Raw genomic sequence first — 13,058 nt, 5'->3', positions numbered from 1 at the left:
TGTTAGAAAATATTAGAGCTCGATCATCTTGCCCGTTAAAAAGCTCTCGTGAGCCGCCGCGACGATACGCATGGAGTTGAGGGCATCGTTCATGTGGTCGCTGAGGTCGAGGTCCTCTTGAATGGCCTTCAGGAAGTATTCCTGCTCACGTTTGCAAAGCTCGTCGTGGTCCGGCTCGTCCTCGGTATCGATCCACTCGTCGGCTTTCGCGAACTTGCCATCGGGGCCGAGCTCGCTGTGGTGGAGGCGGAGGGATTCGGTCTTGGTGTGGGCATCGACGTTGTCGGAGGCTCCCCCCGCACCGGCGTCCTTGGCCTCGATGGTGACGCAGCCCTTGGGGCCGACGACGTCTTTCACAAAGAAAGCCATCTCGCTCATCATCGGGCCCCAGCCAGCCTCATACCAACCGACGGATCCGTCTTCGAAAGTCACTTGCAGCTGCCCGTAGTTGACCATGCCTTCCGGTAATTCGTCGCTCAGGCGAGCGCCGATTCCACTGACCCGAATCGGCTTCGAGCGCGTCATCTGGCACATCACATCCACGTAGTGAACGCCGCAATCCACCACCGGCGGAATGGAGGCCATGAGATTCTTGTGCGTCTCCCAGTTTTCACCGCTGGACTGCTGATTGAGGTTCATGCGCATCACCAGGGGCTTGCCGAGGGAGTGCGACATCTCGATGAACTTCACCCAACTGGGGTGAACGCGAAGGATGTAACCGATGACCACCTTGCGGCCGAGTTCGAGGGCCTTGGCGACGATCTTCTCGGCTTCGGCGACTGTTTCGGCGAGAGGCTTTTCCACAAAAATATCGGCCCCGGCTTCCATAGCGGCCACCGCGTATTCGGCGTGAGTATCAGGGTAGGTGGAGATGGAAACCGCGTCCGGCTTGGTCGCGGCCAAGGCCTCGTGAAAGTCATTGAAGCCGGGGATATCGCCACCCAATTCCTCCATCAGCTTCGCACGCGAACCCTCGGAGCGAGTCACCACTCCACAAATCTCAAATCCATCCAAAGCCGCATAGGCCCGCGCATGGGACGCCCCCATGTGACCTGCTCCGGCACACAATACTCGCAATTTTTTGTCACTCATTACTTAAAGAATTCAGGAATTCGCTCCGTCTAGGAATCGGCCTTCTCTTCCCCCTTGGACTTGTCCCAGAAGGTCGCGAAAAAGAGCACTCCGATGGCAGCCGCCATCAAGGCTGGGAACATCCAATAGGCTTTCCACAAATCAGAGGTCTTTCCCAAAAGGTCCGGAGAAACGCTTTCCGGCATGCTCACCGAGAACATCTGCGAAAGTTGCTGGGCGAAGGTCAGGTCTCCCCCGCTTCGTCCAGCGGCGATCGCGGTGCTCAAGTCCCCAGTCGACTCAGCCACGGGACCGAGCTTCGCCCCCGCAACCCGAAAACCAATCAACATCCCCACCCCTTGGGTGAAGAACACCAACATGCTCTGGGCTTGGCCGCGAACCGCTTTGGGCGCTTCCCGATCGGTAAACATGAAGCCGGTGACGAAAAAGAAGTCGTAGCAAATTCCGTGGAGCGCAATTCCCAGGAAGAGCATCCAGGCCACCTGATCCGGCGCGCCAAAGGCGAAGAGAAGATAGCGGAGAACCCAAGCTCCCATCCCGATGAGAATCATATTCTTCACCCCCAATTTGCGGAAGAAGAACGGGATCAAGAGCATGAAGATAATCTCCGACATTTGCCCAATGGACATCGCGGAAGCGGCTTGCTCGAAGCCCATGTTGCCGAGGAAGGCGGAAGCATTGGAATAGTAATAAGCTAAAGGAATGCAGATGAGGGTCGAACAAACGATGAAGACCAAAAAGGGAGGACGCTTGAGTAGAGCGAAGGCATCCAGCATGAGAAGAGCCCGCATATTCACTGGCTGGCCTGCGCTCGGCGGCGGGGTATTCGGCAGGAGGAAACAGAAGCCTCCCAAAATCACTGCCGCCCATCCGGCCATGCGGAACAAGTTCACGCTATCCGACCAACCGAGGAACCCGGCGACGAGACCGGCGGCGATCCAACCGATGGTGCCCCAGACCCGAACCTTGGGAAACACATCCCGTGGAACGTTCGAGAAGGCAATGGTATTTCCCAAGCCCAAGGTAGGCATATAACAAAGCATGTGGCCCATAAAGAGCCAGAAGACGAGCGTGCCGTTGCCACTGGCAATCGCACCGGGGACGGCCAGCATCAAAGCTCCCCCAATGAGCATCAAGACCGCCATCACCTTTTCAGAGGAAAAGAACCGGTCGGCAACGAGACCGAGAAACAAGGGAGCGATGATCGCGGCAATCGGGGCCGTACTGTAGGAGTCCGCAATGATGCTGCCTAGATTCACTTTACCCAGAACAAGGAAAAGGGTGACGAACCACGACCCCCAGACAAAGAACTGGAGAAACATCATCACCGACAGCTTCACTGTCGCCCCGCTGGTCGTCTGGGTATTGGTCATAGAGTTGTGTAGGCTATTCTACGCGAGTTGGACAATCGCTTCTCAACAAGATCTAAATAAGAGATCTAAAATGAAAAGTCTTTTATGGTAAACTTGTATTATTGTTTGCACTTTAGACTGTCTGCAGTCTAGAATCGAGGCATGACGAGTGCCGAACTCAAACTGAAAACCAGCGAGACACTCGACCCTGGTTTTCAACCTGCTTCTCTCTTCTTCCAACACTACGACGAACAAGCTTCGCAAAATCCGGAATCCACCCGGACTATTCTGGCCCTCGCTCGACCAGACGGCACCTGCTTCCATCACTCCATGCGGTTGCTACCTGACGGGGGAGAATTCTCGGAGCTCAATGAACGCTACATAGAGCGCACCCTCAAGTTTCTACTCTGGATGCAAGGCGGCTCGCGAATCCACTTCTGCGGCCCCCGGCGCCTGGCCGACTATTTGCGAGCAACCTACAGCGCCACCGGAGCCCGGGTGTTCGACTTTGGCTTCATCGGACAAAAGATTTTCCGCGAAGATCTCACCGTGGAGCACCACGATTCCGCAGCGACGCTCCCCCCGGCCCTGGACAAGACCACGACCTTGGGAGGACACCTGCAGGGGTGTCGCATCGGCTTCGATCTCGGCGGATCGGACCGCAAGACAGCTGCCGTCATCGATGGCAAAGTGGTCTTCTCCGAGGAAGTGCCTTGGGACCCCTACTTTCAATCGGATCCGAACTATCACCTCGAAGGGATCCGACAGTCGCTCCAATCCGCCGCCGAACACTTGCCCCACGTCGATGCCATCGGAGGCTCCGCAGCCGGGGTCTACATCAATAACGAAGTCCGCGCGGCCTCACTCTTCCGGGGAGTGACTGATGCTGATGTTTTCGAGGGTCAGGTTCGAAATATTTTCAAAGACTTGGCCAAGGAATGGAATGATGTCCCCTTCGACGTCATCAACGATGGCGAGGTCACCGCGCTGGCGGCGGCTCTCTCGTTGAAAACCCATAGCATCCTTGGTATCGCCATGGGCACCTCTCTTGCAGCCGGGTACTGCGACCCCAATGGCCGCATCACCTCATGGCTCAACGAACTCGCCTTTTGCCCCGTGGACATGCGACCCGATGCTCCCGCCGACGAGTGGTCGGGAGACGTTGGATGCGGAGTGCAGTGCTTTTCCCAACAAGCAGTGGCCCGCCTCGCCCCTGCTGCCGGATTCGACTTCGGCAACATGCCGTTCCCCGAACAACTCGTTGAGGTTCAAATGGCTCTGCTAGAAGGTCACACGGGCGCAGCCCGAATCTTTGAAACCATCGGCAACTACCTCGGCCATTGCCTGCCTCTCTACGCCCGCTTCTATCCGCTCAAACATGTGCTCCTGTTAGGCCGCGTGACCTCAGGCGACGGAGGCGAGATCCTTCTCGAAACCGCCCGGGAGGTTCTCCATGCCTATTACCCCGAATTGGCCGAGTCTATCAAACTCCACACCCCGGACGAAACTAACAAGAGACATGGCCAGGCAATTGCTGCGGCTTCGCTGCCCGCTCTCGTATAGGTCGAGAAGCGGAACCGTCATCGTGAATGAAAAACGAACCTTGAAAGACTTGCCCATCACAGACCGCGAAACCCGGCTCTCCAGAACCCAATCTAACAGCATCGTCCGCATTGATTACACAAAAAATACAATTCGGACTCCGATCTAAGTTCTGTTCCTCCTCATTCGCGCTCCACACAGTCCGGTCGAGAATTCCAAGAATTCTTTTCAACACTATCGAATACTCTTCATCGAATGACACCGTATATTCCTGACAACCAACCCCTCCCCGAAGCTCTTTCCCGGACCACACACCTGGCGATCGGAGCCCACCAGGACGACCTGGAGTTCATGGCCTTTCATGGCATTCTCGCCTGCTACGAGAATCCTAGTAATTGGTTCAGCGGAGTGACCTGCACCGACGGCGGAGGTTCAGCCCGGACCGGTCCCTTCGCCGGTCACACTGACGAGCAGATGAAGGAAGTCCGCCATCAGGAGCAAGACGAGGCCGCCCGCTTGGGACAGTATGCAGCCCAGTATCAATTGCGCCATCCCTCCAGCATGGTGAAAAGCACCGAGGGCCAGGCCCAGCTCGGCAAAGAGCTCGCCGACATCTTCAGCGCCACCACACCCCACACTCTCTACACCCACAGCCCCGCCGACAAGCATCCCAGCCACTTGGCCGTCTTCGCGGCGACCTTGAAGGCGCTGCGTTCTTTGCCCAAGGATCAACAGCCACAGACTTGGATTGGTTGTGAGGTCTGGCGCGACCTGGACTGGGTGCCCGATGATCGGAAAGTGGCGATGAACGTTTCCGCCCGCCCTGAATTGGCGGCGGAGCTGAACAACCTCTTCCTTTCGCAAATCGCAGGCGGCAAGAACTACCACCACGCCATCATCGGTCGTCGCACTGCCAACGCCACCTTCTCCAATCCACACGCCACGGACGATGCGACCCAGCTCATCTTCGGCCTCGACCTCATGCCCCTGTTAGAGGATCCTAACCTCTCGCCGATCGACTTCACCCTCAACCTCATCAATGAGTTCAAGGATGAGGTCCAGTCCGGGCTCTCGCCCTATCTTTGACCGTCAGTTCCGAACAATACCGTGCACCCCGAAAGCGTTCTCAACTTCTTCACCATCGGCATTGGCCCATCTTCCTCCCACACGGTGGGACCGATGAAGGCTGCCCGTGATTTCGTCGAGAGCCTGCCCGGGGAGCACGAAGGCGCTCGCCTCCGGTGCGAGTTATTTGGCTCCCTCGCGGCCACTGGACGCGGGCACCATACCGACCAGGCCATCGTCCTCGGCTTTCTGGGGCACACGCCGGTCGACGTGCCCGTGGCGGAAATCCCCACCCTCCTGGCAGCCGTGGAGGAAAGCCAACGCGTCACTTTACCCTCGGGGAAAAGAGTGCACTTCGATCCGCGTTCGGATTTGGTCTTTCATCGGGGGAAAAGCCTCCCTTTGCATCCCAACGGAATGCACTTTGTCCTGCTCGACCAAGACGATCTGCCTGTTCACGAATCCGTAACCTATTCCTTGGGCGGGGGCTTCATCGCTTCTGAAGAACAGCTCAAAGGCCAGCATCAGAGCGAGAAGACCGCCATCCCCTACCCCTATCGCAATGCGGCTGAACTCTTGGATCTGTGCGCGCAGCACGAGCTCTCCATTGCGCAGCTGACCCTCGCCAACGAGGCCAGCTTTCGCGAGGAGGCGGAGACACGCCACTATCTCGACCAAGTCTGGCAAGCCATGCAGGAGAGCATTCGCATGGGCTGCGAATCAACCGGAACCCTCCCGGGCGGACTCAAGGTCAAACGTCGTGCTCCCGCCCTTTTTGCCCGACTGGAAGCCAGCACCGAACCCCACGATCCGCTCCAAGTGCTCGACTGGGTCAACCTCTTTGCCCTGGCGGTGAATGAGGAGAATGCGGGAGGCGGGCGCATCGTCACCGCCCCCACGAATGGGGCGGCTGGCATCATTCCTGCAGTCTTGCAGTATGCCATCCGATTCAAGTCTTCCCCTCACGATCATCCCGTGCACGTTTTTCTTCTAACAGCAGCGGCCATTGCCAATCTCTACAAAACCAACGCCTCGCTCTCCGGTGCCGACGTGGGCTGTCAGGGCGAAGTCGGGGTCGCCTGCTCCATGGCCGCCGGAGCCCTCGCCGCCTTCCTCGGAGGCACCCCTGCCCAAGTCGAAAACGCGGCCGAAATCGGGATGGAACACAACCTGGGTCTGACTTGTGATCCCATCGGCGGGCTGGTGCAAATTCCCTGCATCGAGCGCAACGCGATGGCGTCAGTGAAGGCGATCAATGCCGCCCGCCTCGCCCTGTGTTCAACCGAGAACCACCACATCTCCCTCGATAAAGTCATCGCCACCATGCTGCAGACCGGACACGACATGATGGCCAAATACAAGGAGACTTCCCGGGGCGGCTTGGCCGTGAATTACACCGAGTGTTAGAATCAATAGCCCAGTTCTTTTTAATCAAACCACCATGAAAGCTCTAGTCAAAGCCACCGCCGCACCCGGCCTCACCCTCACCGACGTGCCGGAACCAACCATCGGCGACCGCGATGTCCTCATCAAGGTCGACCGCACCGGGATCTGCGGCACGGATCTCCACATCTACAACTGGGACGCCTGGGCACAAAAGACCATACCGGTCCCGCTTGTGGTCGGCCACGAATTCGTAGGCGAGATCGTCGCCATTGGCGAACGCGTGGACTACCTCAAGGAAGGCGACCTCGTTTCCGGCGAAGGTCACCTCATCTGCGGACGCTGCCGCAACTGCTTGGCTGGACGCCGGCATCTTTGCAAGGACACGGCGGGTGTCGGGGTGAACCACCCCGGCGCCTTTGCAGAGTTCATCGCCCTGCCCGCTACCAATGTCTGGAAGCATGCGGCAGGCATCTCGCGCGACATCGCCTCCATCTTTGACCCCTTCGGCAACGCCACCCACACCGCCCTTTCCTTTCCCCTGTTAGGTGAAGACGTTCTCATCACCGGAGCCGGCCCGATTGGCTGCATGGCCGCCGCCATTGCCGTTCATGCCGGGGCCCGTCACGTGGTCATCACCGACCTCAACGACCAACGCCTCGACCTCGCCACCGAGATGGGGGCCACCCGCACCGTCAATGTCACTCGCGAAAAGGTCGAAAACGTGCAAAAGCAGCTCGGCATGACCGAAGGCTTCGATGTCGGGTTGGAAATGTCGGGCAACAAGACCGCTTTCAACGACCTCATCAACAACATGTCCCACGGTGGCAAAATCGCGCTCTTGGGAATTCCCGAAAACGATGTTGCTATCGACTGGAACAAAGTGGTTTTTAACGGACTGCACATCAAGGGCATCTACGGCCGCGAGATGTATGAGACCTGGTACCAAATGACCACCATGCTCCAGTCCGGCCTCAACCTCGATCCCATCATCACCCACAGCTTTCCCTATCAGGAATTCGAAAAGGGCTTCGAGCTCATGAACGAAGGAAGCTGCGGCAAAGTCCTCCTCAACTGGGCCTAACAGCACGACGAAGCAAAAAACAGAATCAACAATCCAAACCAAAGAATCCTGTTTATCCTGCCAAAAAAAAACACCCAAACTATTCGTCCAAAAAAAGAATTCCGTTCATTCTGTCCACACCGTCCCAAAGCCCCGTCATGTCTCTCACCAGCCAAATCAAAGAACAACTCTCCGAAATCGAATCCGCCGGTCTCTATAAGTCCGAGCGCACCATCACCACGCCCCAGTCCAATCACATCGCCGTCCCTGACGCTGGCGAGGTGATCAACCTGTGCGCCAACAATTACCTCGGCCTCGCCAATCATCCCGAGGTCGTCGCCGCCGCTCACAAGGCCTTGGACGACTGGGGATTCGGCCTCGCTTCCGTCCGCTTCATCTGCGGCACGCAATCCATCCACCAGGAACTGGAAAGCCGACTCGCCAAATTCCTCGGCACCGACGATTGCATTCTCTACTCGAGCTGCTTCGACGCCAACGGAGGACTCTTCGAAACCATCCTGGGGCCCGAGGACGCGGTCGTTTCCGACTCCCTCAATCACGCCTCCATCATCGACGGCATCCGACTCTGCAAGGCCAAGCGCTATCGCTACGAGACCTCCAACATGTCCGACCTCGAGGCCCAGCTGAAGGCGGCTCAGGAAGCGGGTGCGAGGAACATCCTCATCGCCACCGACGGCGTCTTTTCCATGGACGGCTGCTCCGCCAAATTGCCCGAGCTCTGCGACCTCGCCGACAAGTATGGCGCGATGGTGATGATGGACGAGTGCCACGCCACCGGCTTCATGGGCGAGACCGGACGCGGCACCCACGAGCATCATGACGTCATGGGGCGCATCGACATCATCACCGGCACTCTGGGCAAGGCCTTGGGCGGTGCGAGTGGTGGCTTCGTCTGCGCCTCCCAACCCATCATTGATCTCCTCCGCCAGCGCTCGCGCCCCTACCTTTTTTCCAACAGCATCGCTCCTCCCATCGTCGCCGCCAGCATCGCGGTCCTCGACTTGTTAGAGGAAGAAGGTCCCGCTTTGCGCAAGCAGCTTTGGGAAAACACCAACTACTTCCGCGAGCAAATGACCGAAGCCGGATTCGACCTCTTGCCCGGCGACACGCCCATCGTTCCCGTCATGCTCTATGATGCGGTGAAGGCGAAGGAACTGGCGGACAAACTACTCACCCTCGGCCTCTACGTCATCGCTTTCAGCTTCCCTGTTGTTCCCAAGGGCAAGGCCCGCATCCGCACCCAGATCTCAGCGGCCCACACCCGCGATGACCTGGACAAAGCCATCGCGGCCTTCAAAGAAGCACGTTAGACACTTTCTGTTAGAAAAGCACACAAATGAAAATCGGCATTCCCACTGAAATCAAGTCCCAGGAGCACCGGGTCTCGGTCATTCCTTCCACGGTCAAGACCCTGACCAAACGAGGGCACGAAGTCTTTGTTCAGGAAGGAGCGGGAATCGGCTCCTCCTATCAGGATGAAGACTACCGCGCAGCTGGCGCCACTCTTTTGCCCGATGCCGCATCTGTTTTCGATGCCGCGACCATCATCGTCAAAGTCAAGGAGCCCCAGGCCTCCGAGATCGCTCTACTCAACGAGAGCCATACCCTTTTCACCTACCTGCACCTCGCGGCGTCCAAAGAGTTGACCGAAGGCCTTATGACCAGTGGCTGCACCTCTATCGCCTATGAGACGGTCTCCGTGGACCGTCACCTGCCGCTGCTGGAACCCATGTCGGAAATCGCCGGCCGGATGTCAGCGATGGTAGGATCCTATCATTTGGCCAAGCATCGGGGTGGACGAGGCATTCTGTTAGGCGGCATCCCTGGGGTTCCCCCCGGTCGGGTGACCGTCATCGGAGGTGGCACCGCCGGAATGAATGCCGCCCGTGTGGCCAATGGCATCGGAGCGGACGTGACGATTCTGGAGGTCGACTTCGACCGCATGCGCTTTCTCGATGTCACCATGAGTGGCGCGCAAACCCTCTATTCTTCCGAAGCCAACCTCGCCGAGATTCTTCCCCGCACCGACCTCGTGATTGGCGCGGTATTGGTTCCAGGGGCCGCTGCTCCCAAGCTCATCACCCGCGAGATGCTGCAACTCTTGCAACCGGGTTCGGTCCTCGTTGACATCGCGGTCGACCAAGGAGGTTGCGCCGAAACCACCCGCCCAACCACTCACGATGATCCGACCTTTTTCGAAGAGGACGTGCTGCATTACTGCGTGGCCAACATGCCCGGGGCCTACGCGCGAACCGCAACGCAAGCCCTCAACAACGTGACCCAAGGCTACCTCACTCTCCTCGCCGACCGCGGGATCGAGGATGCGCTTCGCGAGAACGCACCTTTGCGAAGCGGTCTCTCCACCTTCCAAGGCAAGCTCACCTCCAAGCCCGTGGCCGAGGCCCATGAACTCGAGTTCACGGACCCCAACCTCGTGCTGGAGGGTTAAAAAGCCTTAGGCCGAAGCGACGCTGGCGGGGTCGCCGAAGACGTATCCTTTCGCTAGTTGAGTAAACTCTTCAACTTGCTTGCTGATCCAGGCCTCGTCGTGACCCGCCTCTTCGGCGATGATACGCGCGACCTCGGGGGCGGCTTCGATGCTTGCGCGAGCATTGAGGAGCAGTCCACGACAACGACGGGCCAGAACATCTTCTACCGTGCGCGCCATCTCTTCCCGCACATGCCAACGCACCTCGGCGACGGTGAGAGTCAGCTTGGGATGGATCTGGGTGGCCTCGTTGAGCGCTCGAATCGCCTGCGCATCCGCTCCGTAGGGACGAAGGTTTTCCTCAGGGATTTCCTTACGAGTCCAACCCTGAATCTGAAGCGACTCGGTCTCACACCGTTTCTGATCCACGCCGGCCACCATCTCGGCCTGGTCGATTACGTCCTCGGCCATCTTGCGATAGGTCGTCCACTTTCCTCCTGTCACCGTCAGCAATCCACTGTTGCTCACGATGATGGTGTGGTCGCGGGAAATCGCGGCGGTGTCGGAGTCATCTCCTTCACTCACCAAGGGGCGCAAGCCCGCAAAGATACTGAGCACATCTTCCGGGGTCGGATCCTTGGTGAGATACTGCGCGGCATGCTCCATCACAAAGTCCACTTCTTCCTGCAGGGCTCTTGGCTCCAGCGCCTTGTCAGACAGCGGAGTGTCAGTCGTTCCCACCACCACACAGTCATGCCATGGCACCGCGAACAGAACGCGGCCGTCCGCGGTCTTGGGAATCATGATCGCAGAATTACCGGGAAGAAACTCTTTGGGCAAAACGATGTGAATCCCCTGACTCACGGTCACCATGGGCTTCGTCGACTGGTCATCCTTCGCGCGAAGCTCATCGACAAAGATGCCCGTAGCATTGATGACGCAGCGGGCGTTGATTGCCAGCTCCTCGCCTGACTCCAGGTCGATTGCTTCCACTCCGGAAACCAAATCATCGCTCTTGGTCAAGCCCGTGCACTTGGCATAGTTGACGATGTGAGCCCCCAGGCCAGCGGCCGTCTGCGCCAGATTGACTGCCAGACGGGAATCATCAAACTGGCCATCGTGATACATTACGCCACCTGTTAGACTCTCAGTCTCCACGGTGGGGATGCGTTCGACAGTTTCATTCTTGGAAAGCCAACGACTGGGTCCCAGGCCCAACTTCCCAGCCAAGTGGTCATAGACCTTCATGCCGATGCCGTAGAATGGTCCCTCCCACCAACTGTAGTTGGGAATCACGAAGGACAAATCGTGTACGAGGTGCGGCGCGTTCTTTGTGAGACGCCCACGCTCCCGGAGCGCTTCCAGCACCAGCGAAACATTTCCCTGCTGCAGGTAACGCACGCCGCCGTGGACGAGCTTGGTGGAACGAGAGGAGGTGCCTTTGGCAAAGTCGGCCTGCTCTAACAGCACTACGGAATGCCCGCGCGAGGCGGCATCGACGGCAGCACCCAGCCCCGTCGCTCCTCCGCCAATGATGCAAAAATCGTAGGGCTCTTTGGCCGCCTTAATGTGTTTGAGTGATTCTTCTCGTTTCATGATTCTTCGTCGTTGATTTCCCAGTTCTTGGCCCGCTCGACCGCTCTTTTCCAGCCGTCGGTCAGCTTGCCCATCTCGTCCTTGGAGCGCTCGGTCTGGAAGCGAGCGCCCTCAGCTTGACGGGACTTGATATCTTCTTTGCTTTCCCAAAAGCCCACTGCGAGTCCGGCCAGATAGGCCGCACCCATCGCGGTGGTTTCCACATTCTCCGGCCGCACCACGTCGACCCCCAGGAGGTCGGACTGGAACTGCATCAAGGGAACGCTGCGCGAGGCTCCGCCATCGACGCGCAATTCCTTCATCTCAATTCCGCTATCCTTGGTCATGCACTCCGCGAGGTCCGCGCTCTGGAAAGCGATGGACTCCAGCGCCGCCCGACAATAATGTTTGCGGTTGGTACCACGGGTCATCCCCACGCAGGCGCCGCGCGCATAGGGGTCCCAATGCGGTGCACCTAAACCAGCAAAGGCCGGCACCAGATACATTCCCCCGGCATCAGGCACTTGGGAAGCGAGTTCGCTACATTCTTCGGCAGAGTTCACCAACTGCATTTCGTCGCGCAGCCATTGCACCACCGCACCGCCCATGAAGACCGAGCCCTCGAGCGCGTATTCCGTCTTGTCACCAATGCGCCAGGCGATGGTCGTTAGAAGGTTGTTCTCGGAACGGATCGCCTTTTCCCCAGTGTTCATGAGCAAGAAGCAACCGGTGCCATAAGTGTTCTTCGCCATCCCGCGCTCGAAGCACGCCTGCCCGAACAAGGCCGCATGCTGGTCGCCCGCGATTCCGGCAATCGGCACGCCCTTGGTGGAGTGTCCATAGACCTCGCTGCTTCCTTTCACTTCCGGAAGCATCGCTTTCGGGATGTCGAGGATCTCCAGAATTTCTTCGTCCCACTTTTGCTCATGAATATTGTAGAGCAAAGTCCGGGAGGCATTGGTGGCATCGGTGATGTGCACTTCGCCATCGGTCAACTTCCAGACCAACCAGCTGTCGACGGTGCCGAACAGCAGGTCGCCTGCCTCAGCCTTCTCGCGTGCGCCTTCCACATTTTCGAGAATCCAGCGCAGCTTCGTTCCTGAAAAGTAAGGGTCTAACAGAAGGCCGGTCTTGTCGCGGAACTTCTGCTCCAAGCCCTGATCCTTCAGCTTCGCGCAATAATTGGCCGTGCGCCTGTCCTGCCACACGATGGCATTGTAGATGGGCTTGCTGGTCTTCTTGTCCCACACCACGGTAGTCTCCCGCTGGTTGGTGATGCCGATGGCGGCAAAGTCCTTGTGCCGCAGATCGGCCTTCCCGAGCGCTTGGGCTTCGGTGGCGGACTGGGTGGACCAGATCTCCATCGGATCGTGCTCCACCCATCCCGGCTTGGGATAGATTTGACGGAACTCCAACTGACTGACGGCAACAACTTCGCCCGCGTGATTGACCACGAGGGCCCGCGAGCTGGTTGTGCCCTGATCGAGGGCGAGGATGAATTGTTCTTTTTTCATGGCTTTCTATTAGGTTAGGGCAG

General features: G+C 58.2%; 10 protein-coding genes. 6 read left to right on the top strand and 4 right to left on the bottom strand.

The window, feature by feature from the left end:
* Positions 1-12: 12 nt before the first annotated feature.
* Positions 13-1,092: a Gfo/Idh/MocA family protein gene (locus IE099_RS15050; protein ID WP_189571495.1), complete on the bottom strand. Its 1,080-nt coding sequence runs from the start codon at positions 1,090-1,092 to the stop codon at positions 13-15.
* Positions 1,093-1,121: 29 nt separating this feature from the next.
* The gene (locus IE099_RS15045; RefSeq protein ID WP_189571492.1) at positions 1,122-2,465 is read right to left on the bottom strand and encodes an MFS transporter; all 1,344 of its coding nucleotides are present in this window, start codon (positions 2,463-2,465) and stop codon (positions 1,122-1,124) included.
* A 141-nt stretch (positions 2,466-2,606) separates the two neighbouring features.
* Between IE099_RS15045 and IE099_RS15040 the strand changes: the two genes are divergently transcribed.
* From IE099_RS15040 to ald, 6 genes are all read left to right on the top strand, one after another.
* On the top strand, positions 2,607-4,007 hold the full coding sequence (locus IE099_RS15040) for an ROK family protein (protein WP_189571489.1): 1,401 nt from the start codon (positions 2,607-2,609) through the stop codon (positions 4,005-4,007).
* A gap of 234 nt (positions 4,008-4,241) precedes the next feature.
* On the top strand, positions 4,242-5,072 hold the full coding sequence (locus IE099_RS15035) for a PIG-L deacetylase family protein (RefSeq protein ID WP_189571486.1): 831 nt from the start codon (positions 4,242-4,244) through the stop codon (positions 5,070-5,072).
* A gap of 21 nt (positions 5,073-5,093) precedes the next feature.
* Positions 5,094-6,458 (top strand): L-serine ammonia-lyase, encoded by a 1,365-nt coding sequence (locus IE099_RS15030; RefSeq protein ID WP_189571483.1) that lies wholly within the window; start codon positions 5,094-5,096, stop codon positions 6,456-6,458.
* Positions 6,459-6,492: 34 nt separating this feature from the next.
* The gene (tdh, locus tag IE099_RS15025) at positions 6,493-7,518 is read left to right on the top strand and encodes an L-threonine 3-dehydrogenase (protein WP_189571480.1); all 1,026 of its coding nucleotides are present in this window, start codon (positions 6,493-6,495) and stop codon (positions 7,516-7,518) included.
* Positions 7,519-7,655: 137 nt separating this feature from the next.
* Positions 7,656-8,828 (top strand): glycine C-acetyltransferase, encoded by a 1,173-nt coding sequence (locus tag IE099_RS15020; protein WP_189571477.1) that lies wholly within the window; start codon positions 7,656-7,658, stop codon positions 8,826-8,828.
* 26 nt (positions 8,829-8,854) lie between these two features.
* A complete protein-coding gene (gene ald, locus IE099_RS15015; RefSeq protein ID WP_189571474.1) occupies positions 8,855-9,967 on the top strand; it encodes an alanine dehydrogenase in 1,113 nt (370 codons plus the stop codon).
* 6 nt (positions 9,968-9,973) lie between these two features.
* On the opposite strand, the gene IE099_RS15010 is transcribed toward ald, so the two are convergent.
* Entirely contained in the window at positions 9,974-11,542 is a 1,569-nt protein-coding gene (locus tag IE099_RS15010) for a glycerol-3-phosphate dehydrogenase/oxidase (RefSeq protein ID WP_189571471.1), read from the bottom strand.
* Entirely contained in the window at positions 11,539-13,035 is a 1,497-nt protein-coding gene (gene glpK, locus IE099_RS15005) for a glycerol kinase GlpK (RefSeq protein WP_189571468.1), read from the bottom strand. The genes IE099_RS15010 and glpK overlap by 4 nt, the downstream gene beginning before the upstream one ends.
* Positions 13,036-13,058: the final 23 nt, after the last annotated feature.

The organism is Roseibacillus persicicus (assembly GCF_014651675.1).
Taxonomy (GTDB): domain Bacteria; phylum Verrucomicrobiota; class Verrucomicrobiia; order Verrucomicrobiales; family Akkermansiaceae; genus Roseibacillus; species Roseibacillus persicicus.
The sequence above is the reverse complement of the archived record's forward strand: the minus strand, read 5'-3'. Positions and strand labels throughout refer to the sequence as shown.

Excerpts from the sequence above, each read along its gene's own strand:
- ald (WP_189571474.1), top strand. The coding sequence starts at position 8,855 with ATGAAAATCGGCATTCCCACTGAAATCAAGTCCCAGGAGCACCGGGTC.
- tdh (WP_189571480.1), top strand. The coding sequence starts at position 6,493 with ATGAAAGCTCTAGTCAAAGCCACCGCCGCACCCGGCCTCACCCTCACC.
- IE099_RS15020 (WP_189571477.1), top strand. The coding sequence starts at position 7,656 with ATGTCTCTCACCAGCCAAATCAAAGAACAACTCTCCGAAATCGAATCC.
- glpK (WP_189571468.1), bottom strand. The coding sequence starts at position 13,035 with ATGAAAAAAGAACAATTCATCCTCGCCCTCGATCAGGGCACAACCAGC.
- IE099_RS15035 (WP_189571486.1), top strand. The coding sequence starts at position 4,242 with ATGACACCGTATATTCCTGACAACCAACCCCTCCCCGAAGCTCTTTCC.
- IE099_RS15010 (WP_189571471.1), bottom strand. The coding sequence starts at position 11,542 with ATGAAACGAGAAGAATCACTCAAACACATTAAGGCGGCCAAAGAGCCC.
- IE099_RS15050 (WP_189571495.1), bottom strand. The coding sequence starts at position 1,092 with ATGAGTGACAAAAAATTGCGAGTATTGTGTGCCGGAGCAGGTCACATG.
- IE099_RS15045 (WP_189571492.1), bottom strand. The coding sequence starts at position 2,465 with ATGACCAATACCCAGACGACCAGCGGGGCGACAGTGAAGCTGTCGGTG.
- IE099_RS15040 (WP_189571489.1), top strand. The coding sequence starts at position 2,607 with ATGACGAGTGCCGAACTCAAACTGAAAACCAGCGAGACACTCGACCCT.